The organism is Burkholderia sp. AU18528 (assembly GCF_002223215.2).
GTDB classification, from domain to species: Bacteria; Pseudomonadota; Gammaproteobacteria; order Burkholderiales; family Burkholderiaceae; genus Burkholderia; species Burkholderia semiarida.
The window spans coordinates 122738-143331 of the sequence record NZ_NKFC02000004.1 but is presented as its reverse complement, the minus strand read 5'-3'; the positions used below and the strand labels follow the sequence as shown (position 1 = coordinate 143331).

Annotated in this window: 16 protein-coding genes and 1 other RNA gene; 6 read left to right on the top strand and 11 right to left on the bottom strand. The window is 67.2% G+C overall.

The window, feature by feature from the left end; all coding sequences use genetic code 11:
• Positions 1 to 2: 2 nt before the first annotated feature.
• Entirely contained in the window at positions 3 to 431 is a 429-nt protein-coding gene (rplM, locus tag CFB52_RS03210) for a 50S ribosomal protein L13 (protein ID WP_009687896.1), read from the bottom strand.
• A gap of 311 nt (positions 432 to 742) precedes the next feature.
• Here rplM and CFB52_RS03205 point away from each other — a divergent pair, with 311 nt between their 5' ends.
• The gene (locus tag CFB52_RS03205) at positions 743 to 1048 is read left to right on the top strand and encodes a DUF1090 family protein (RefSeq protein ID WP_059581090.1); all 306 of its coding nucleotides are present in this window, start codon (positions 743 to 745) and stop codon (positions 1046 to 1048) included.
• A 410-nt stretch (positions 1049 to 1458) separates the two neighbouring features.
• On the top strand, positions 1459 to 1923 hold the full coding sequence (locus CFB52_RS03200; RefSeq protein WP_012492957.1) for an OsmC family protein: 465 nt from the start codon (positions 1459 to 1461) through the stop codon (positions 1921 to 1923).
• Positions 1924 to 1990: 67 nt separating this feature from the next.
• Here the strand turns inward: CFB52_RS03200 and rnpB are convergent.
• The 3 genes from rnpB to pyrC all read right to left on the bottom strand — a co-directional run bounded on the left by rnpB (position 1991) and on the right by pyrC (position 4366).
• An RNA gene (gene rnpB / locus CFB52_RS03195) (RNase P RNA component class A) lies at positions 1991 to 2402 on the bottom strand.
• A gap of 12 nt (positions 2403 to 2414) precedes the next feature.
• The gene (locus tag CFB52_RS03190; protein ID WP_099316070.1) at positions 2415 to 3305 is read right to left on the bottom strand and encodes a DUF3025 domain-containing protein; all 891 of its coding nucleotides are present in this window, start codon (positions 3303 to 3305) and stop codon (positions 2415 to 2417) included.
• A complete protein-coding gene (gene pyrC / locus CFB52_RS03185; RefSeq protein WP_059638126.1) occupies positions 3302 to 4366 on the bottom strand; it encodes a dihydroorotase in 1065 nt (354 codons plus the stop codon). Before pyrC ends, CFB52_RS03190 begins: the two co-directional genes overlap by 4 nt.
• Positions 4367 to 4570: 204 nt before the next feature.
• Here pyrC and CFB52_RS03180 point away from each other — a divergent pair, with 204 nt between their 5' ends.
• Positions 4571 to 5485 carry a class II glutamine amidotransferase gene (locus tag CFB52_RS03180; protein WP_180278186.1) on the top strand — a complete coding sequence of 305 codons (915 nt, stop codon included), beginning with the start codon at positions 4571 to 4573 and terminating at the stop codon, positions 5483 to 5485.
• Positions 5486 to 6102: 617 nt separating this feature from the next.
• Positions 6103 to 11334: an autotransporter outer membrane beta-barrel domain-containing protein gene (locus CFB52_RS03175; protein ID WP_099316069.1), complete on the top strand. Its 5232-nt coding sequence runs from the start codon at positions 6103 to 6105 to the stop codon at positions 11332 to 11334.
• 82 nt (positions 11335 to 11416) lie between these two features.
• Here CFB52_RS03175 and CFB52_RS03170 read toward each other — a convergent pair whose 3' ends face one another.
• The 5 genes from CFB52_RS03170 to CFB52_RS03150 all read right to left on the bottom strand — a co-directional run bounded on the left by CFB52_RS03170 (position 11417) and on the right by CFB52_RS03150 (position 16110).
• Positions 11417 to 12142 carry an amino acid ABC transporter ATP-binding protein gene (locus CFB52_RS03170; protein ID WP_059581077.1) on the bottom strand — a complete coding sequence of 242 codons (726 nt, stop codon included), beginning with the start codon at positions 12140 to 12142 and terminating at the stop codon, positions 11417 to 11419.
• The gene (gene gltK / locus CFB52_RS03165) at positions 12139 to 12816 is read right to left on the bottom strand and encodes a glutamate/aspartate ABC transporter permease GltK (RefSeq protein WP_059581074.1); all 678 of its coding nucleotides are present in this window, start codon (positions 12814 to 12816) and stop codon (positions 12139 to 12141) included. Before gltK ends, CFB52_RS03170 begins: the two co-directional genes overlap by 4 nt.
• On the bottom strand, positions 12816 to 13556 hold the full coding sequence (locus CFB52_RS03160; protein ID WP_059581071.1) for an amino acid ABC transporter permease: 741 nt from the start codon (positions 13554 to 13556) through the stop codon (positions 12816 to 12818). The genes gltK and CFB52_RS03160 overlap by 1 nt, the downstream gene beginning before the upstream one ends.
• An 84-nt stretch (positions 13557 to 13640) precedes the next feature.
• Positions 13641 to 14534 carry a glutamate/aspartate ABC transporter substrate-binding protein gene (locus CFB52_RS03155; protein ID WP_059581206.1) on the bottom strand — a complete coding sequence of 298 codons (894 nt, stop codon included), beginning with the start codon at positions 14532 to 14534 and terminating at the stop codon, positions 13641 to 13643.
• A 289-nt stretch (positions 14535 to 14823) separates the two neighbouring features.
• Positions 14824 to 16110, bottom strand: a complete 1287-nt coding sequence (locus tag CFB52_RS03150; protein ID WP_059581070.1) for a Glu/Leu/Phe/Val dehydrogenase — start codon at positions 16108 to 16110, stop codon at positions 14824 to 14826.
• Positions 16111 to 16203: 93 nt separating this feature from the next.
• On the opposite strand from CFB52_RS03150, the gene CFB52_RS34520 reads away from it, so the two are divergent.
• Positions 16204 to 16371 (top strand): hypothetical protein, encoded by a 168-nt coding sequence (locus tag CFB52_RS34520; protein WP_155634631.1) that lies wholly within the window; start codon positions 16204 to 16206, stop codon positions 16369 to 16371.
• A 21-nt stretch (positions 16372 to 16392) separates the two neighbouring features.
• On the opposite strand, the gene CFB52_RS03145 is transcribed toward CFB52_RS34520, so the two are convergent.
• The gene (locus CFB52_RS03145; protein ID WP_099316068.1) at positions 16393 to 17358 is read right to left on the bottom strand and encodes a LysR substrate-binding domain-containing protein; all 966 of its coding nucleotides are present in this window, start codon (positions 17356 to 17358) and stop codon (positions 16393 to 16395) included.
• A gap of 255 nt (positions 17359 to 17613) precedes the next feature.
• Here CFB52_RS03145 and purB point away from each other — a divergent pair, with 255 nt between their 5' ends.
• Entirely contained in the window at positions 17614 to 19002 is a 1389-nt protein-coding gene (gene purB / locus CFB52_RS03140) for an adenylosuccinate lyase (protein WP_059581065.1), read from the top strand.
• Positions 19003 to 19078: 76 nt separating this feature from the next.
• On the opposite strand, the gene CFB52_RS03135 is transcribed toward purB, so the two are convergent.
• Complete coding sequence (locus tag CFB52_RS03135) at positions 19079 to 20500, bottom strand: FAD-binding oxidoreductase (protein WP_059581063.1); 1422 nt, start codon at positions 20498 to 20500, stop codon at positions 19079 to 19081.
• Positions 20501 to 20594: the final 94 nt, after the last annotated feature.

The window sequence follows — 20594 nt, the reverse complement described above, 5'->3', positions numbered from 1 at the left end:
CCTTAGATCTCGAGCGCCTTCGGCTGTTGAGCCGAATGCGGATGCGTCGCTTCTGCGTAGACCTTCAGCTTCTTGATCATCGCGTAGCCGAGCGGGCCCTTCGGCAGCATGCCCTTGACCGCCTTCTCGAGCGCGCGGCCCGGGAAGCGTTCCTGCATCTTGCCGAACGTCGTTTCATAGATACCGCCCGGGTAGCCCGAGTGACGGTAGTACTTCTTGTCCAGCGTCTTGTTGCCCGTGACCTTCAACTTGCTCGCGTTGATGATGATGATGAAATCACCAGTGTCGACGTGCGGGGTGAACTCAGGCTTGTGCTTGCCGCGCAGACGGCGTGCCACTTCGCTGGCAACACGGCCGAGAACCTTATCCGTCGCGTCAATCACGTACCATTCGCGCGTCACCTCATGGGCTTTTGCGGAAAACGTCTTCATGATCGATCCAAAAAAAATGCTTTGCCCGATGTGTTCTTCCTGCTTGTCTGTGTGCGCTTCGAGGCGCGGTGCAGGCTCTCCCTGTTCTTTTTCCGTGGGCATGAATGCGGAAAAGCCCTGAATTATAAAGGAAATACGGCTGCGTGGTCAAAGAGAATCCACGCCCCGTGTTCGCGGCGGCCGAAATGGGCCAAAATTCGATCGTGCCCCGACAAGCCAGGCGAACCGAGCGCCTGAGGCGGCACCCATCGACGCGCGGCACATGACCTTGCCGCGCCAGACCGGCCGAACCCGAAAAACAACAAACCAGCATGATGAAACAACGACTCACGCCCTTCCTCGCGGCCGCCCTGGTGGCCGCGGCGGCGCCCGCCGTCGCCGCCGGCTCCGGCTGCGAAGCCAAGCTCGAGGCGCTCGATGCACGCATCGCCGAAGCCCGAACCGCCCACGCCGAAGACCGCATCGCGCGCCTGCGCGCGGTGCGCGAACGCGTGCGCCACTTCTGCGCACGCGGCCACGGCGACGCATCGGCTGCCCATGCGCCGGCGACCGATGCCGGCTCGCGCGGCACGCCGCCCGACGCGACGTCGCAGCCGGCCGCGCGACAGCCGGCGTGACGATCGCGGCGCGCGCAAACCGCGCGCCGACGTTTGCATGGGACGAAAAAAAGCCCGAACGGCTGGTTCGGGCTTAATCCACCTTAGGAGGAGGGTGGAGGAGACATTCGGAGGTTGCCGCAGCGCGACAACCAATGAGGCTCATTATACGAATGCCCCGCCGATTTCACAAGAAAATTTGCAATGCGAAATCAAATCTCACGATACGAGATATCTGCCGACGCGTTCACAAAAACAAATTTCTCTTGGAAATCAAAGGCATAAATACGTCAGACATGACCTAAAACTGTCCGCACCTAGAGCAAAACCCCTAAATCCGACAGGGAAATCGCCACGCGTCGCTCCGCTCGCGATGCACGGGCATTGCACGTCGTGCAGCGCATCAGCCGACCGTTGCGCCACGGGCTACAATGCCGGATCGAATCCGAATCAGGCAACGCTGGAGTGCAAGCATGGAATGCAAAGTAAGCTGGATGGGTCAGGACGGCATGGCGTTTTCCGCCGAGACCGGCAGCGGCCATCTCGTCACGATGGACGGCGCGCCCGAAGGCGGCGGCCACAACCTCGCGCCGCGGCCGATGGAAATGGTGCTGCTCGGCACCGGCGGCTGCACGGCCTATGACGTCGTGCTGATCCTGAAGAAGAGCCGCCAGGAAGTGACCGGCTGCTCGGTCACGCTGAAGGCCGAGCGCGCGAGCGAGGATCCGAAGGTGTTCACGAAGGTGCATTTCCACTTCACGGTCACCGGCCGCAACCTGAACCCGGCCACGGTCGAGCGCGCGATCAACCTGTCGCACGACAAGTACTGCTCGGCGTCGATCATGATCGCGAAGACGGCCGAACTCACGCATTCGTTCGACATCGTCGCCGCCTGAGCACGGGGCGCACGCATGAAAAAAGGGCCGGCGCCCCGTGGGGAGCGCCGGCCCTTTCGCATTCGAACGGCAAAGCAGGCCGATAAGCCGGATTCTGTGCACGCTGCGCACCGGAGCGCGCAACGCGTGGCAGTCATTCCTCTAGGCGCGCCATTGCTGACGCGCTCAAGCTTCCTACCCGCAGACGAGACGGGGGCCCCGTCCTGCATCCGAAGATGCGCGCCTGCCTACTTGGAATTGCTCCGGGTGGAGGTTACCGTGCCGGCGAACGTCGCCGTCGCCGCGGTGCGCTCTTACCGCACCGTTTCACCCTTACCTGATCCCGGCTTGCGCCGGGCCATCGGCGGTTTGCTTTCTGTTGCCCTGTTCCGCGTGTCGCCACGGATGGCCGTTAGCCATCACCCTGCCCTGTGGAGTCCGGACTTTCCTCGCCCCCGCGCGCCCGAAGGCGCCGAGGCCGCGACTGCCTGGCCTGCTTTGCGACGCGCATTCTAGCACTGCGCGCCGCCGTCGGCAGCGCGCGAGCGGCGGCCGCAGCGAAACACGGCCGGATCGTCGTAGAACGCGGGGTCGGCGTTCGCCGCCCACCAGCCCGGCACGCCGAGCACCGGCAGCGGCGCGAAATCGCGGGGCGTCAGCGCGCGCGTCGCGAGTTCGGCGGCGATTCGCGCGTCGACGTGCGCGATCCGTTGCGCGTCGGGCCATGAAAAATAGTCGGCGCTCACTTCGACGATCCATACGTGCGCGGTGCAGGACTTGTAAGGCGCGACGAGCTGTTCGAGCAGCGCGTGGCCGACGAGCCGCGCCTCGCAGCGCGTGCCCCACGCATCGCGCGCGGCCACCAGCAGCCGCGCCCAGTCGAAGCCGCGCAGCGCATCGGCGAGCGCGCGCTCGGCGGTGACGAACAGCGCACCATTCTCGTCGAACAGCGTGAGTGCATCGCGCAACGTGCCGCGCACGGGGCCGACGCCGCCCGCCGCGTCGATCGCGGCGGCCTGGCGTGCGTTCAGCGCGGCCTTGGTGCGCGGGTACGCGAACCAGACGAGCGCGTTGAAGAAGTCGTGAAGATTGTGGCGGGTCGGCACGCCGCCGGTGCCCGCGATATGGGTCTCGTACGCGACGCCGGGCGGCAGCCCGGCCTGCGGCACGAAGCGCAGCGGCCTGCCGCGACCGGTGACGCGATCGCCGCCTCGCGACACGCCGGCCAACGCGCCGTTCAACGCATCGAGCAGCGCGGCCTCGCCCGCACGGGCGGCCGCCTGCCACACGCGGCCGGGCTCCGCGTACGGCGCGAGCCACGGCGCGGACCAGTCGATCCGCGCGAAATCCGCCGCCGGGCGCCCGGCCGCGGGGCCGGATCCGCGCGGCGGCGCGCCGCTCACACGAGCTTCCAGCCGATCGTCTCGCCGCCGCGCAGCGGCACGACCGGCGTGTCGCCCGCGAAGATCTCGCGCGGCAGCTCCCATGCCTCGCGGCGCAGCGTGACCGTCTCCGCGCTGCGCGGCAGCCCGTAGAAATCGGCGCCGAAGAAGCTCGCGAAGCCTTCCAGCTTGTCGAGCGCGCCGGCCGTGTCGAACGCTTCCGCGTACAGTTCGAGCGCGTGCAGCGCCGTGTAGCAGCCCGCGCAGCCGCACGCGGTTTCCTTCGCGCCGCGCGCGTGCGGCGCGCTGTCGGTGCCGAGGAAGAAGCGCGGGTTGCCCGACGTCGCGGCCTCGACCAGCGCCACGCGATGCGTCTCGCGCTTCAGCACCGGCAGGCAGTAGTAATGCGGGCGAATCCCGCCGACGAACAGCGCGTTGCGGTTATACAGCAGGTGGTGCGCGGTGATCGTCGCGCCGAGCAGGCCGGGCGCCGCGTCGGCATCGCGCACGTAATCGGCCGCGTCCTTCGTCGTGATGTGCTCGAACACGACCTTCAGGCCCGGGAAATCGCGGCGCAGCGGCGTCATCACGCGGTCGATGAACACCTTCTCGCGGTCGAACAGGTCGATCGACGCATCGGTCACCTCGCCGTGCACGAGCAGCGGCATGCCGGTTTCCTGCATCGCCTCGAGCGTCTTCGCGCATTTCGCGAGATCGGTGACGCCGTGGTCGGAATTCGTCGTGGCGCCTGCCGGGTACAGCTTCACGCCGTGCACGAAGCCGCTTTCGCGCGCGCGGCGGATTTCGTCGGGCGGCGTGTTGTCGGTCAGGTACAGCGTCATCAGCGGTTCGAACGTCATCCCGGCCGGCAGCGCGGCGAGGATGCGCTCGCGATAGGCCTGCGCCTGCGCGGTGGTCGTGACGGGCGGCTTCAGGTTCGGCATGACGATGGCGCGGCCGAACTGGCGGGCGGTGTGCGGCAGCACGGCGGCGAGCATGTCGCCGTCTCGCAGGTGCAGGTGCCAGTCGTCGGGACGGGCGAGCGAAAGCGTCGCCGGGGAAGAAGCGTTCGAGGCAGTCATAGGAGGCGTCGTGAGGAACGGGCTTGCCATCGGCGGGGCCGGAACGCGCGTGCGCGGGCCGACTGACGGCAAACCGCAACACGGGGCCTTTGGCCAGCGGAATCCGCTTTTTACCGCTCAGGGCTCGGTGATATGCTAGAAGCCGCATTGTACCGGGGTTCGCCCGGTTCGTTACCCCCGCTTCAGCCTGCCGCCCCACGTAAAATGTGCCAACTCCTTGGAATGAACTGCGCCGCGCCGACGGACGTCACATTCTCCTTCACAGGTTTCGCGGCCCGGGGCGGGCTCACCGATCACCATGCCGACGGCTGGGGCATCGCGTTCTTCGAGGACAAGGCCTGTCGCCTCTTCATCGATCACCAGGCATCGGCCACGTCGCCGATCGCCGAAATGGTGAAACGCTACCCGATCAAGTCCAAGAACACGATCGCGCACATCCGCAAGGCGACGCAAGGGCACATCCTGCTCGAGAACAGCCATCCGTTCATGCGCGAGCTGTGGGGCCGGCACTGGATCTTCGCGCATAACGGAGACCTGCAGGACTACGCGCCGGACATGGACGGCAGCGTCTATCATCCGGTCGGCACGACCGACAGCGAACAGGCGTTCTGCGTGCTGATGCAGGGGTTGCGCGAGGCCTTTCCCGGCGCGCAGCCGCCGCTGCCCGAGCTGTTCGAGCGGCTCGGCGAACTGACGCGCGGCATCACCGATCACGGCGTGTTCAACTTCCTGATGTCGAACGGCCAGGCGCTCTTCGCGCACTGCTCGACGCGGCTGCACTACCTCGTGCGGCGCTGGCCGTTCTCGACCGCGCATCTCGTCGACGAAGACCTGTCGATCGATTTCGCGAAATACACGACGCCCGAGGATCGCGTCGCGGTGATCGCGACGCAGCCGCTCACCGACAACGAGGTCTGGACCGCATTCGAGCCGGGCGAGCTGATCATGTTCCAGTGCGGCGACGTCGCCGCGCGGATGCGGATTCCGGTGCCCGAGCGCGTGCTCGAGAAGCTGCGCAACCCGTCGCTCGACGCGTCGGCATCGGCGCCGCGCACGGCGGTTCGCGAAGCGCTCGCCACCGCGGCCGACGGCGACTCCGACGACGCGATCGATTTCTGAAACCCGGCGCGGTACCGGCCGCGCCCGCTTTCTGCTCGTTTCCTGCCTGCTGCGCGAACTTCATGCCGCGCAACCGGCCACGCCCGCCATCGGCGCAAATCGCCCGCTCCAGCCAATACGGTTTCATTTCGGCCGCCGACCGGCGCAAATCGCCCGATGCCGCACGACATTCGCTTGATTTTATTAATTGACGAGCGAAAGTAAAATAGCAGAGGGAATCAAATAAATAACCCTCAATTAAAACAGGATCCCGCACCGGCATTTTAGCGTATCGCGCCTGCGGGAACCGTGCGCTATCCCACCTACTCCTGCAACCCTTCCGGATTTTCACGCACCGCCCCAACCGCCGCCCCCACCACGGCTTTCGGTTCGATTAACCACACAAATCAAAAATACCACGCATTACGGTTCGCATCATTACAGTTTCCGGCTTATCGATAATCGACGGCCACTCGAATCAGTAGACTCCGCCCATCCTCGGTGTCAACGAAACACGATTGGCGCGACACGCAGCCATAGCCGCCGCACGCCCCCTTCGGATCATTTCTCCACCGCGGAATGCGAATTCGCCGAATGGCGGCGAATACCACGTCAAAAAGAAGAAAGAGGGGTATGTCGTGAATCACTCATTTCGATCGATATGGAGCGAAGCCGCCGGCTGCTGGGTCGCGGTGGCGGAAACGACTCGCGCGCGCGGCAAGCGCTCGGGCGCCGAATCGGGCACGGGCCGTCGCGCAGCGGCACTCGGCGCGTTGCTGGCCGCGCTGTCGGTCGGCGCCGCGCATGCATCGACGTGCGGCGGCGGTACGGCCATCGCGAACGGCGGCACCTGCGCGCTCGACGGTTTCGGCCCGACCGTCAACGACAACCTGGCCGGCTCCGCCACGGTGTCCGGCGGCGATACCGTCGGCGTGTCGGGCGCATGGAGCGCCGCCGCCGGCGACCCGGGCTACTCGCTCACGCCGATCGGGAGCACGACCCTCGTGTCGGGCAACCCGAACCAGCCGCTGCTGTCGCTCGGCGGCAAGACGCACAGCGTCAGCACGCCCGACTCGATCACCCGCACCCACACGTCGGTCGCGACCTACGATTCGTCCGCGTTCTCCGCGTCGACGGCCGGCGCGACCGAGGTGCCCGTCTACCGCGACGTGAACGGCGATCAGTATGTGAACACGCGCATCGGCACCGTCGCCGCCACCGGCGGTACGCTCAACGTGTCGATCGGCAATGCGGCGAATGCCCCCGATGCGCCGGGCAACGCGATCTCGATGGCCGCGAAGGCGACCGACCTTACCGTCGCGGACGGCACGGGTGCCGCGGCAAGCACCGTCAACTGGAATTCGCGCAACCAGATCCGGTTCACCACCGGCGACTACCTGGCGGACGGCGGCGCGGTCGGCACCCGCCAGCTCGACGTGCCGGCCTACGCGGGCACCTTCACCGCATTCGACGGCAGCACGTGGCAGGTGACCGACGCCGCGTCGCTCGCCGCGTACAACGATTTTCTCGTGCGCTCGGTGCAAAGCGGCGCGCTCGGCTCGCAGGCCGCCTACGACAGCGCGTTTAGCCAGGCCGTCACGTTCTCGCAGCAAGCCTTCCAGTATCGTAACGACGTATCCGCGGGCGACAAGAACACGCTGCCGATCGATTTCCTGTCGGTGATGCACGGCACGGGCGCGAACGCGACGCTGCAGATCGGCAAGGACGGCCAGATCGACTTTCGCGGCACCAACACGATCGTGTCGAGCTCGGCCGTCCTCGCGGAAAACGGCGCGCACTTCATCAACGACGGCCGCCTGTCGGGCGACTTCACGCTGGTGCGCCTGCTGAGCGGCGCAAGCGGCGTCAACAACGGCGTGATTTCGTCCGGGTACGCGTCCGGCGACGACTTCGACACGAGCGGCAGCGCGCCGCCGAACAACTTCAACTACAACGCGTACACCGAAGGCGCCGGCGTGTTCGCGAACGGCGCGGGCACGTCGTTCGTCAACAACGGCGTGATGAACGTCGGCGCGTGGACGCTGGACGGCAACCGGCCCGACCTGCAGAACTACGCGGTCGCCGTGACGGACGGCGCAACGGCGTCGAACGCCGGCACGATCAATGTCGGCGTCAATGCGACGACGCTCGACAGCCAGGTGATCGGCGGCCTCGTCGCCGGCGGCCGCTTCACGAACGAAGCCGGCGGCACGATCTATCTCGGCCGCTCGGCGCAGTACGCGCCCGGCCAGACGGCAAATGACGTCGCGCTCGCCGCGCACGCGTACGGCATCCTGCTCGGCGCATCGGGCACCGCGAGCAATCTCGGCACGATCGTGATCGGCACGCAGACGCAGAACGGCGCCGCGCTGGCGAGCATCGGCTCGAGCTCCGGCACGCTGACCAACGCGGGCGCGATCGTCGTCAACGGCGCCGCGCCCGGCACGCCGCTCGCCAACGTCGGCATGCTGGCAGCCGACACCGCCGCGACCGTGACCAACACGGGCACGATCACGCTGAATGGCGTGAACGGCATCGGCATCATGGTCGTCGGGACCGGCGCGAACGCGACGGCCGCGACGTCGACCGGCACGATCGACGTCGCCGGCGGCCTCGATCCCGCTTCGGGCACGCGCAACTACGGCGTCTGGGCCGAAGGGCCGCGCGCCACGGCCACGCTCGACGGCGCGCTCGACCTGACGGGCACCGGCGCGATCGGCGTGCATGCGCGTTCGGGCGCGACGATCAACGTCGGCGCCGACGCGGTGCCGGCCTTCATGTCGGGCACGAACCAGATCGGCTTCTATGCGTACGGCGCGGGGTCGAGGATCAACGTCGCCGCGCAGCATCTGGGCGTCGACACCGACGATTCGACGCTGTTCCGCGTCGCGGGCGGCGCGGCCTACACGGGCGCGTCGGCGGCCGGCGCGCTGACGACCGACGTCAACGGCCAGCGGGCGCGCGGCGTACTCGCGACCGACGCCGGCACCACGCTGTCGACCGGCAACGCGGTCTACCACGTCAACGGCGCGAACGGCATCGCGATCGCGGTCGAAGGCGGCGCGAAGGGCACGATCGACGCCGGCGCGACGATCGACCTGAACGCGGCCGGCGCGACCGCGGGCGTGGTGGACGGGCAGGCGCACGACCTCGCCGGCGCGAATGCCGGCGCGCCGGTCGCGACGACGCTCACCAACCACGCCGCCGTCACGTCGTCGACCGCCGGCGTGACCGGTTTCATCGCGCGGAACCTCGGCACGCTCGAGAATCGCGGCACGATATTGCTGACCGGCGCCGGCTCGACGGGCGTCGTGGCCGGCACGCTCGGCACGGTGAACAACGCGTCGACGATCCGCGTCGCCAACGGCACCGGCGCGCTCGTGCAAGGCGCATCGGCCACGCTCGCCAACGCAGGCTCGATCGAAGCCGACGACGGCGTCGCGGGTGTGCGCCTGACGGGGGCCGGTGCATCGGTCGCGCTGTCCGGCGCCGGCACCGTCACCGCGAACGGCAGCGCCGACGGCGTGCTGATCGACTCGACCGTCACGGGCGGCGGCATCGCGGCCGGCGCGACGTCGATCGCGGTTAGCGGATCCGGCAGCGCGATCCGCAACCTCGGTGCGAATGCAACGATCGCGCTGTCCGGCACGCAGGTCGCCACGACCGGCAACGGCGCCGCCGGCCTCACGTCGACCGGCGCCGGCGCGCGCATCGCGACCGATGCGGCCACGGTCGTCCGCACGACCGGCGCCGACGCGCGCGGCCTGTCCGTGACAGGCGCCGATTCCACGCTCGCGGCCAGCGGAACGACCGTCGCGACGACCGGCGCGAACGCCCATGCGATCGTCATGGACGGCGGCGCGACGGCCCTGCTGTCGGGTGCGAAAGTCGCCGCGTCGGGCAATGCGGCCGACGCCATCGTCGCGCAAAACGGCGGCCGCATCGCCGATACGGGTTCGTCGCTCGCCAGCGCGGCCGGCAACGGCGCAACCGCGAACAGCGGCGGCGTGCTCGCGTTGACCGGCACGACGCTCACGGGCGCGACGGCCGGCGTACTGACGTCGGACACGCTCGCGAACGGCGCGACCAGCTCGGTGCTCGTCGACGGCGGCAGCGTGACGTCCGTCACCGGGCCGGCCTTCGCCGCGCGCGGCGGCACGGCCGACATCGCGGTGCGCAACGGCACGGTCGTGACGGCCGGCAACGGCACGCTGCTGAACCTCGCGAACGGCAGCAACGTGACGTTCGACGCATCGGCGGTGAACCTCGCGGGCGACATCGTCTCCGACGCGTCGAGCACCGGCAACGTGTTCCTCGCGAACGGCACGACGCTGACCGGGAAGATCGACCCGGTCGCGCTGACCGTCGACGGCACAAGCACGTGGCGCATGACGGGCAGCTCGGTGCTGAGCCGCCTGAACAACGCGGGCCTCGTCGCGTTCGCCGCGCCGACCGGCTCGCCGACGCTGACGGGCAGCTACAAGACGCTGACGACCGGCGGCTACGTCGGCAACGGCGGCACGATCGCGCTGAACACGTATCTCGGCGCCGACGCGTCGCCGACCGACCGTCTGATCGTGAACGGCGGCACGGCGAGCGGCACGACCGGCCTGAAGATCGCCAACACGGCCGGCACCGGCGCGCAGACGACCGGCGACGGGATTCCCGTGGTCGTCACGGCCAACGGCGGCACGACCGCCGCGTCCGCGTTCCATCTCGCCGGCCCGGTACAGGCCGGCGCGTACGAATACCGGCTCTATCGCGGCGGGCAAGGCGATGCGAACGGCTGGTACCTGCGTTCGCAGCTCGACCCGACCGACCCCGGCGACCCGATCCACCCGTCGGGCGGCGGCGACGGCGGCACCAACGGAAACGGGAATGGCAGCGGCGGCGCGCTCGCGTATCGTCCGGGCGTCTCCGGCTACGCGATGACACCGCTGCTGAACGCCGACTACGGCTTTTCGACGCTCGGCAGGCTGCACGAGCGCGTCGGCGACATCTACAACGTCGAGAAGCAGGCGCCGGGCAATCGCGACGGCGTGTGGGGGCGCATCGGCGGCCAGAGCCTGGATGCGAACGCGGGCCGTTTCTCCGCCGACGAGCGCACGTTCTTCGCGCAGTTCGGCAAGGACTGGACCCTCGACCAGGCGCCGGACGGCGCCGGCAGCACGCATGCGGGCGTGACGGCCAGCATCGGCGTGTCGAACGCGAGCTTCAGCGACATGGCGCGCGCCGGCTCGCCCACCCTGTCGACGTCGACGGGCTCGGTCGAGATGCACGCGCAGAGCGTCGGCGGCTACTGGACGCGCTACCTGTCCGACGGCACCTACTTCGACAGCGTCGGCCAGGTCACGCACTACGGCAACCGCTATCGTGACAGCTACGGCAACGAAGCGTCGCAGAACGGCTTCGGCGTCGCGCTGTCACAGGAAGTCGGCAAGCCGTTCGCGATCGGCACGCTGCCGGTCGCGGTCGAGCCGCAGGCGCAGCTCATGGTTCAGTACCTGAAGCTGAACGGGTTCAACGACAACGTGTCGGCCGTATCGGGCACGACGTCGAATGCGCTGCGCGGCCGCGTCGGCGTGCGCATCTTCCGGCCGAACCTCCAGTCGGACGCGGGCGGCGGCGCCGCGACGCCGTACTTCACGGCCGACGTGCTGCACGACTTCCTGTCGCCGGGGCAGACCGTCGTCGGCGGCACGCCGTTCGCGACGCATCTCGGGCGCACCTGGTACGAGCTGGGCGTCGGCGTGACCGCCGGCTTCGGCAAGTCGGGCGAGCTGTACGCGAATGCGAAGATCGCGCGCAACATCGGCGGCGATTACCGGCGCGGCATCGTCGGGCAGGTCGGCTACCGGTACAGTTGGTAACGCCCGGCGGCGGACGAAAAAAAACCGCCCGGCTACGTGCCGGGCGGTTTTCGCATGGGAGCGCGCGAAAACGCGCGAACGCTCAGTGCAGGATCTTCGCGAGGAAGTCCTTCGCGCGTTCCGATTTCGGATTCGAGAAGAAATCGTCCTTGCGGTCGTCCTCGACGATCGCGCCCTTGTCCATGAAGATCACGCGATGCGCGACCTTCTTCGCGAAGCCCATCTCGTGCGTGACGACCATCATCGTCATCCCTTCCTGCGCGAGTTCGACCATCACGTCGAGCACTTCGTTGATCATTTCCGGATCGAGCGCGGACGTCGGCTCGTCGAACAGCATCGCGATCGGGTCCATCGACAGCGCGCGCGCGATCGCGACACGCTGCTGCTGGCCGCCCGACAACTGGCCCGGAAACTTGTGCGCATGCGCCTTCAGGCCGACGCGATCGAGCAGCTTCATGCCCTTCTCCGCCGCTTCGTCCTTGCCGCGGCCGAGCACCTTGATCTGCGCGAGCGTCAGGTTCTCGGTGATCGACAGATGCGGGAACAGCTCGAAATGCTGGAACACCATCCCGACCTTCGAGCGCAGCTTCGACAGGTTCGTCTTCTTGTCGCCGACCGACTGGCCGTTCACGAGGATCTCGCCCTGCTGGAACGGCTCCAGGCCGTTCACGGTCTTGATCAGCGTCGACTTGCCGGAGCCCGACGGGCCGCACACGACGACCACTTCGCCTTTCTTGACCTCGGTCGTGCATTCGGTAAGGACCTGAAACTGGCCGTACCACTTCGAAACGTTCTTGATGGAAATCATCTTGTGACCTTTTTCTGGAGACCCTTGACGAGAGCAGACGCCAACGAGCAAATCACGAAATAGCATGCGCCGGCGAACAGGACCATCTCGACGGTCGTGCCGTCGCGATCGCCGATGTTGGCGGCCGTGCGGAAGAAGTCCGCGAGACTGATCACGTACACGAGCGACGTATCCTGGAACAGGACGATCGCCTGCGTGAGCAGCAGCGGCACCATCGCGCGGAACGCCTGCGGCAGGATCACGAGGCGCATCGCCTGCGCGTAGTTCATGCCGAGCGCGAACGCGGCATTCACCTGCCCGCGCGGCACCGCCTGGATGCCGGCGCGGATGATCTCGGAATAATACGCGGCTTCGAACAACGAGAACGCGACCATCGCCGACGCGAGGCGGATGTCGATCGTCGGCGACAGCCCGAGCACGCCCTGCAGCACCTGCGGCACGATCAGGAAGAACCACAGCAGCACCATCACGAGCGGGATCGAGCGGAACACCGTCACGTACGCTTTCGCGAACCACGCGAGCGGCTTCACGCCGGACAGCCGCAGCAGCGCCAGCAGCGTGCCCCAGACGATCCCGACCACGATCGCGATCAGCGTGATCTTGAACGTGACGATCGCGCCCGACCACAGCGTCGGCAGCGCGCCGGGAATACTACTCCAGTCGAACTGATGCATCACTTGCCTCCGATATAGCCGGGCAGCCGCGTACGGCCTTCGATCCAGCGCATGAACGCCATCACGACGAGGTTGATCAGCACGTACGCGAGCGTGACCGCGATGAACGACTCGTAGGTCTGCGCGGTGTAGTCGACGAGCTGGCGCGCCTGCGCGGACAGATCGAGCAGGCCGATCGTCGACGCGACGGCGGAGTTCTTGAAGATGTTCAGGAATTCCGACGTGAGCGGCGGCACGATGATCCGGTACGCCACGGGCAGCAGCACGTAGCGATACGTCTGCCATTGCGTGAAGCCCATCGCGAGGCCGGCCGCGCGCTGGCCCTTCGGCAGCGCGTTGATGCCCGAGCGCACCTGTTCGCATACGCGGGCACCCGTGAACAGGCCGAGACAGACGATCGACGCGGTAAAGAACTGCGTGCCGGGCGGCAACTGCTTGATCCACGTGCCGATCGACGCGGGCAGCAACTCGGGTATCACGAGATACCAGACGAAGAACTGCACGATCAGCGGGATGTTCCGGAAGATCGACACGTACACGGTGCCGATCGCGGCGAGCCATTTGTTCGGCACGGTGCGCAGCACGCCGAACAGCGATCCGACGATCAGCGCGATGACCCAGGCGACGAGCGACACCTCGATCGTCACCCAGAAGCCGGACAGCAGCCAGCCGAAATAGGTCGTCGGCTCGCCGGTCGACACGGGGCTCAGAAAGATGCCCCAGTTCCAGTGGTAAGACATGGGCAAGACTCCAGCAAAAAGAAACGGAAGAAGCATGGCCTCTTCCGTTTCAGTAGCGTCATTTCTGCGTCAACGGCCGCGTGGTCAGTCGAGCGCCTTGTCGTTCGGGTTCGCGTACAGCTTCTTCATCGAATCGGACAGCGGGAAGTTCAGGTTCAGCCCCTTCGGCGGGATCGGGTTCTCGAACCACTTCGCGTAGATCTTCGCGGCTTCGCCCGACTTCTCGACTTGCGAGATCGCGTCGTCGACGACCTTCTTGAAGTCGGCGTCGCCCTTGCGCATCATGCAGCCGTAAGCCTCTTCCGATTGCGGCGTGCCGACGATCACCCACTCGCCCGGCTGCTTCGCCTTCGCGCGCTCGCCCGCGAGCAGCGCGTCATCCATCATGAACGCGACCGCGCGGCCCGATTCCAGCGTGTTGAACGAATCGCCGTGATCCTTCGCGCTGATGATGTTCATGCCGAGCTGCTTGTCGTTGTTCATCTTGCGCAGCAGGCGCTCCGACGTCGTGCCGGCCGTCGTCACGACCGTCTTGCCCTTCAGGTCGGCGAAATCCTTGACGCCCGAATCCTTCTTCGTCATCAGGCGCGTGCCGATCACGAAGATCGTGTCGGAGAATGCGGCCTGCTGCTGGCGCTCGAGGTTGTTGGTCGTCGAGCCGCACTCGATGTCGACCGTGCCGTTCTGCACGAGCGGAATGCGGTTCTGCGACGTGACGGGGATGTTCTTCACCTGCAGGTTCGGCAGGTTCAGCTTCTTCTTCACCGCGTCCACGATCTTCATCTGGAATTCGCGCGAATAGCCGACCACCTGCTGGTTCTGATCGTAATAGGAGAACGGAATCGACGATTCGCGGTGGCCCAGCGCGATCACGCCGGTGTCCTTGATCTTCTTCAGCGTGCCCGTCTCCTGAGCATGCGCGCCGCTTGCGAACGCGCAAAGCGCCGCGACCATCAGGACTGCCTTGTGGTATTTCATTTTGGTCATCTCCTTGGCTAAAACCCGCGCCAGTGTATCAAAGTAATATTTTTGAAAGTACTGGTTGTTAACCGCACTACGAATCGCCGTGCGAGAAGCCGTCCTCCCGGCTTCGGGCGCCCCGAATGCGCGCGCGGGCGATGCCGGATTCGGCATCGCCCGCGAGGGTTCATTTCCGCAATCGGGTGGATTGCATCATGAATCGATCATGGTCGTTGATCAGGGACGCCCGGTCAGGGACGCCCGGTTAGGGACGCCCGGTTAGGGACGCCCGGTCAGGGACGCCCGATCAGGGGTAGAGGCCGCGCATTTCGCGCGCCATCAGGATGCGCTTGCACGCGACGATGAACGCCGCCGTACGCACCGTCACCTTGTGCTCTTCCGCGACCGCCCACACGCCGGCGAACGCTTCGCGCATCACGCGCTCGAGACGATGGTTGATCTCGTCTTCCGTCCAGAAGAAGCTCGAGAAATCCTGCACCCACTCGAAGTACGACACCGTCACGCCGCCCGCATTCGCGATCACGTCGGGGATCACGAGCACGCCGTTCGCGCTCAGGATGTCGTCGGCCGCCGTCGTCGTCGGGCCGTTCGCGCCTTCGACGATGATCTTCGTGCGGATCTTCGCCGCGTTCTTCTCGGTGATCTGGTTTTCCAGCGCCGCCGGGATCAGGATGTCGGTCTCGACCGTCCAGAACTCGTCGTTCGGCATCGGCTCCGCGCCTTCGAAGCCCGCGACGCCGCCCGTGCGGGCGACGTGGTCGAGCAGCTTGTTCGAATCGAGGCCGGCCGGCTGGTAGATCGTGCCCGTGTGATCCTGCACCGCGATCACCTTCGCGCCCGCTTCCTGGAACAGCTTCGCCGCGATGCCGCCGACGTTGCCGAAGCCCTGCACCGCGATGCGCGCGCCTTCGATCTCGAGGCCCTTCTTCTTCGCCGCTTCCGAGCCGACGACGAACACGCCGCGGCCCGTCGCTTCCTTGCGGCCCAGCGAGCCGCCAAGCGCGATCGGCTTGCCGGTCACGACGCCGGTCGACGTTTGGCCCTGGTTCATCGAGTACGTGTCCATCATCCACGCCATCACCTGTTCGTTGGTGTTGACGTCCGGCGCCGGAATGTCGGTGTTCGGGCCGATGATGATGCCGATTTCGCTGGTGTAGCGGCGCGTCACGCGCTCGAGCTCACCGCGCGACAGCTTGCGCGGGTCGACGCGGATGCCGCCCTTCGCGCCGCCGTACGGCACGTTCACGGCCGCGTTCTTCACCGACATCCATGCCGACAGCGCCATCACTTCCGACAGCGTCACGTCCTGGTGGTAGCGCACGCCGCCCTTGCCCGGGCCGCGCGACACGTTGTGCTGCACGCGATAGCCCTCGAAGTGCGCGACGGTGCCGTTGTCGAGCTCGATGGGGCAGTCGACGACCAGGATGCGCTTCGGACGCTTCAGCGTTTCGAGCCAGCGCGACAGCGAACCGAGGTACGGCGCGACGCGATCGACCTGCTGAAGGTAGTTGCCCCACGGGCCGAGATCGTCGGCGTGCAGGTAGGACGGGATGGACTGCTGTTGCGAAGACATGGAAGCTCCAACGTTCAACGGATTGCGCCCATTGTCGAAAAAGCCGTTTTTTTTATCCAATGCCGTTTGTTTATTCGATTATGCGTTTCTTGCATGATCGCGATTTTCCGCAAATCCGCGGTCGATTTGCGCAAGAACGCCGGCGATTGGCCGGGCATCGTGTTCGGGGAAAACCGGATCGGCCAGGCACGGGCAGGCCCGCGGACGGCCGTCCGACAGGCGCGGCAAAGCCGCCGTCAGCCGGGCGGCCGGTCCAATTAACCGTCGGCGGTTAATCGTCGATCAACCGGCGGTGTCGCCGGCAGTCTCGCGCAGTTCGTCGCGCACGACGTCCCACAGCGCACGCACGAGCTTCTGCCGCGGATCGTCGCCCTGCAGCGCGAGCTTGTCGCAGTACAGCCGGATCTCCATCGTCAGCGTGAACGGATGCGCGCCGCCGCGCACCGACCGGTCGAGGCGGATCAGCCGGCCGCCCGCGACCGCATCGTCGGCCGCGCTGTGCGGCAGGAACGCGACGCCGTGGCCGGCGAGCGCCATCGCCTTCAGCCCTTCGGCCATGTCGGTTTCGTAGACGCGATCGAGAAACAGCCGGGTGGGCGCGTTCGCGATGATGACTTCGGTCATCCGGCCGAGATACGCGTTCGGCGTATACGACAGGTACGGCACGCGCGCGTCGGCCGCGCCCGGCAGCGTATGGCGCGGCCGGCCCGCGCGGCCGGGCGCGGAAAACGGGCTGATCGGCTCGCTGCCGAGGACCAGCATGTCGTAGCGGGCCGGGTCGAGCGCGACCGGGTGACTCGGGTGGTGGTAGCCCATCACGAGGTCGCAGCCGCCCTCGACGAGCGACAGCACCGCGTCGTGCACGTTCAGCGCGCGCAGCCGCGTGTGGACCTGGCCCATCTTCGCCTCGATCCGCTCGAGCCAGCGCGGGAAATACGTGAGCGACAGCGTGTGCGGCACCGCGAACTCGATCGTCGGCACCGGCGCGCCGACGTGGCCGCGCAGCAGCGTCCTTGCCTCGTGCGCCTGCGACAGCATCGTCAGCGCCTGCTCGTAGAAGATCTGCCCGGCCTGCGTGAGCCGCGTCGGATACACCGAACGATCGATCAGCTCGGTCGCGAGCCACGCCTCGAGCGCCTGGATGCGCCGCGAAAACGCCGGCTGCGACACGTGCCGCAGCTCGGCGGACCGGCTAAAGCTGCGCGTTTCCGCGAGCGAGACGAAGTCTTCGAGCCATTTCAGTTCCATGCAGGCGGGCGCGGCGGGCGGCGGTCGGGAAGAAGCCTGCATTCTACCGGCGGGCGGGCCCGGCCGGCGGCTTGGGCGGGCGGGCCCGACGCGCCGGCGCGCGGCTGCCGGCCGGCCATGCGCGCGCCGCGTGCGCATCGCTCGACCGTGGCGCCCGCGGTCGGACCGATTCGGTCGGGAGCGACGCGCGCCGATGGTAAAATGCCGGATTCTCCTCCCCTCGTTCGCCCCGGCCCCAAAAGGCCCTGCCCGATCATGTCCGACACTCGTCCCGATACGCTTTTCGCCCTCACCGCGCTCTCGCCCATCGACGGCCGCTACGCCAGCAAGACCGAGGCGCTGCGCGACTGGCTCTCCGAAGCCGCCTTCATGCGCCACCGCGTCACCGTCGAGGTGCACTGGCTGATCGCGCTGTCGCGCGCCGGCTTCGCCGAAGTCCCGCGCTTCTCGGAAGCCTCCGAGCAATTCCTGCTGCAGCTCGCCGAGCGCTTCACCGCGCACGACGCCGCGCGCATCAAGGAAATCGAGCGCGTGACGAACCACGACGTGAAGGCCGTCGAGTACTGGCTGAAGGAATCGGTGAAGGGCCAGGCCGAACTCGAGAAGGCGAGCGAGTTCATCCACTTCGCGTGCACGTCCGAGGACATCAACAACACGTCGCACGGGATGATGCTCGCCGGCGCGCGCGAACACGTGATCCTGCCGGCGCTGCGCACGGTCCACCAGCGCCTCGTCGCGCTCGCGCACGCGCATGCCGACCAGCCGATGCTGTCGCGCACGCACGGCCAGCCGGCCAGCCCGACGACGCTCGGCAAGGAGCTCGCGAACGTCGCCGCGCGCCTCGCCCGCGCGATCGCGCGCATCGAGAAGGTCGAGATCCTCGGCAAGATGAACGGCGCGGTCGGCAACTTCAACGCGCACCTGTCCGCGTATCCGGAATTCGACTGGGAAGCGTTCTCGCGCGACGTGATCGAAAACCGCCTGAAGCTCACGTTCAACCCGTACACGATCCAGATCGAGCCGCACGACTACATGGCCGAACTGTTCGACGCGGTCGCACGCGCGAACACGATCCTGCTCGACCTCGACCGCGACGTGTGGGGCTACATCTCGGTCGGCTACTTCAAGCAGAAGACGAAGGCCGGCGAAATCGGCTCGTCGACGATGCCGCACAAGGTCAACCCGATCGACTTCGAGAACTCGGAAGGCAACCTCGGCCTCGCGAACGCGACGCTGCGCCACCTCGCCGACAAGCTGCCGGTGTCGCGCTGGCAGCGCGACCTGACCGACTCGACGGTGCTGCGCAACATGGGCGTCGCGCTCGGCTACTCGCTGCTCGCGTACGACTCGCTGATCCGCGGCCTCGACAAGCTCGAAGTGAACCCGCAGCGCCTGAACGAAGATCTCGACAACTGCTGGGAAGTGCTTGCCGAGCCGGTGCAGACGGTGATGCGCCGCTACGGCATCGAGAACCCGTACGAGCAACTGAAGGAACTGACGCGCGGCAAGGGCATCACGCGCGAAGCGCTGCAGGAATTCGTCGGCACGCTGGCGATCCCGCAGGATGCGAAGGATCGCCTGCTGGCGATGACGCCGGCGTCGTACATCGGCAAGGCCGTCGAACTCGCGAAGCGGATCGCGTAAGCGCCGCGTCGCCGGACGAAAAAAAGCCCGATGCGAAGCGTTTCGCATCGGGCTTTTTGTTGCCTGCCGCAGCCGGTCAGAACGAAATCATCCGCCCCGGGTTCAGCGCGCTCATCACGCTCATCGCCGCCTTCGCGGCCGGGATCGCGATCGGCGACAGCTGCCGGCCGAGCGGAATCGCGCGATGGTCGATGCCCGTGAGCATCGAGAAATCGTCGTTGCGGCCGACGAAATCGTCGCAGATCGCCTTGCCGATTCGCACCGTCTGCGCGACGCCGTGGCCGCTCCAGCCCTGCACCATGTACATCGGCACGCGGCCGTCGGTCTTGCGGCTGTCGGTGGCGCCGTTCAGCGTGAAGTCGCTGACGCCGCTCCAGCAGTAGTCGAGCGCGAAGCCGCCGTCGTGCTGCGGAAACACCGTGTTCAGCCGCGTCAGCAAGTACGCGTTCACGTCCGACTGCGCCCAGCAGCTGCCGGTGCCCTGCCCGCCGAACAGCAGGCGATTGCCGCGCACCGGCCGGTAGTAGTCGATCTGGAACTGCGTGTCGTACACCGGCATGCCTGCCGGCATCAGCGTCGCGACGTCGACGTCGAGCGGCGCCGTCACGCTCACGTACGTGAAGAACGGCACCGTGGTCGCCGCGCCGTCGTCGAGCAGGCGGAACGTCGTGTTGTGCAGCGCGAGCACGACGCCGCGGCGCGCGGTGATCGTGCCGCCCGGCGTCGTCGCGACGACGCCCGCGGGCGTCTCGTCCAGCTCCAGCACCTCGGTGCCCTCGAACAGCGCGCCGCCGTTCAGCCGGAAGCCGTGCACGAGGCCGCGCACGAGCGCGAGCGGATGGATCTGCCCGCCGATCGCGTCGATCGCCGCGCCGTGATACAGCCCCGAGCGCACGTATTCGTCGTGCAGCTGATGGCGGCCGACGAGCGTCACGCCCGCATCGCCCAGATGGCGGCGCGCATCGGCGCCGTCGAGCAGCGCGCTCATGTGGCCGGGGTGAACCGCCGCGGTGACGTGGCCGCGCTTGCGGTCGAGATCGAGCGCGTAACGCGCGCCGATCCCGTCGATCAGGTCCATCGACTCGGCCGACGCGAAACGCCACAACCGCTTCGCATCGTCGTGCGACAGGTTCTCGATCATGTCGGCCGCTTCCCAGCGCGCGAGGCCGGGCGTCAATTGGCCGCCGTTGCGGCCCGACGCGGCCGAGCCGACGTGATGCTTGTCGACGAGGATCGTGTCGACGCCCGCTTCCGCGAGATGCAGCGCGGCCGATGCGCCGAGCAGCCCCGCGCCGATCACGAGCACGTCGCAGACGGCGTCTTGCGCGAGCGGCGCGCTGTTTTCATGGCGCGACAGCGACGCCTCGTACCAGTTCGCCGGGCGCTCGCCGTCGTAGCGGACCGGATCGCACCAGTTCCAGTTGTCTTTCTCGATATTCAGTTGCGTTTGCTCGAAACGCGATTCGCCCTGGATCAGGGGCTTGTGATTGGAAGTCATGATTGCACTTGCATGGTCTTGGCCGCCTGTCGAAGCGCCCCGTTGCTTCGGGGCTTCGCGGGTGGGGCAGCCGGTTCCACTTGGGTGTCAACGA

Coding starts and splice junctions, on each gene's coding strand:
- rplM (WP_009687896.1), bottom strand. CDS start 431: ATGAAGACGTTTTCCGCAAAAGCCCATGAGGTGACGCGCGAATGGTAC.
- CFB52_RS03205 (WP_059581090.1), top strand. CDS start 743: ATGATGAAACAACGACTCACGCCCTTCCTCGCGGCCGCCCTGGTGGCC.
- CFB52_RS03200 (WP_012492957.1), top strand. CDS start 1,459: ATGCCGGATCGAATCCGAATCAGGCAACGCTGGAGTGCAAGCATGGAA.
- pyrC (WP_059638126.1), bottom strand. CDS start 4,366: ATGACTGCCTCGAACGCTTCTTCCCCGGCGACGCTTTCGCTCGCCCGT.
- CFB52_RS03180 (WP_180278186.1), top strand. CDS start 4,571: ATGTGCCAACTCCTTGGAATGAACTGCGCCGCGCCGACGGACGTCACA.
- CFB52_RS03170 (WP_059581077.1), bottom strand. CDS start 12,142: ATGATTTCCATCAAGAACGTTTCGAAGTGGTACGGCCAGTTTCAGGTC.
- gltK (WP_059581074.1), bottom strand. CDS start 12,816: ATGCATCAGTTCGACTGGAGTAGTATTCCCGGCGCGCTGCCGACGCTG.
- CFB52_RS03160 (WP_059581071.1), bottom strand. CDS start 13,556: ATGTCTTACCACTGGAACTGGGGCATCTTTCTGAGCCCCGTGTCGACC.
- CFB52_RS03155 (WP_059581206.1), bottom strand. CDS start 14,534: ATGAAATACCACAAGGCAGTCCTGATGGTCGCGGCGCTTTGCGCGTTC.
- CFB52_RS03150 (WP_059581070.1), bottom strand. CDS start 16,110: ATGTCTTCGCAACAGCAGTCCATCCCGTCCTACCTGCACGCCGACGAT.
- CFB52_RS34520 (WP_155634631.1), top strand. CDS start 16,204: ATGATCGCGATTTTCCGCAAATCCGCGGTCGATTTGCGCAAGAACGCC.
- CFB52_RS03145 (WP_099316068.1), bottom strand. CDS start 17,358: ATGGAACTGAAATGGCTCGAAGACTTCGTCTCGCTCGCGGAAACGCGC.
- purB (WP_059581065.1), top strand. CDS start 17,614: ATGTCCGACACTCGTCCCGATACGCTTTTCGCCCTCACCGCGCTCTCG.
- CFB52_RS03135 (WP_059581063.1), bottom strand. CDS start 20,500: ATGACTTCCAATCACAAGCCCCTGATCCAGGGCGAATCGCGTTTCGAG.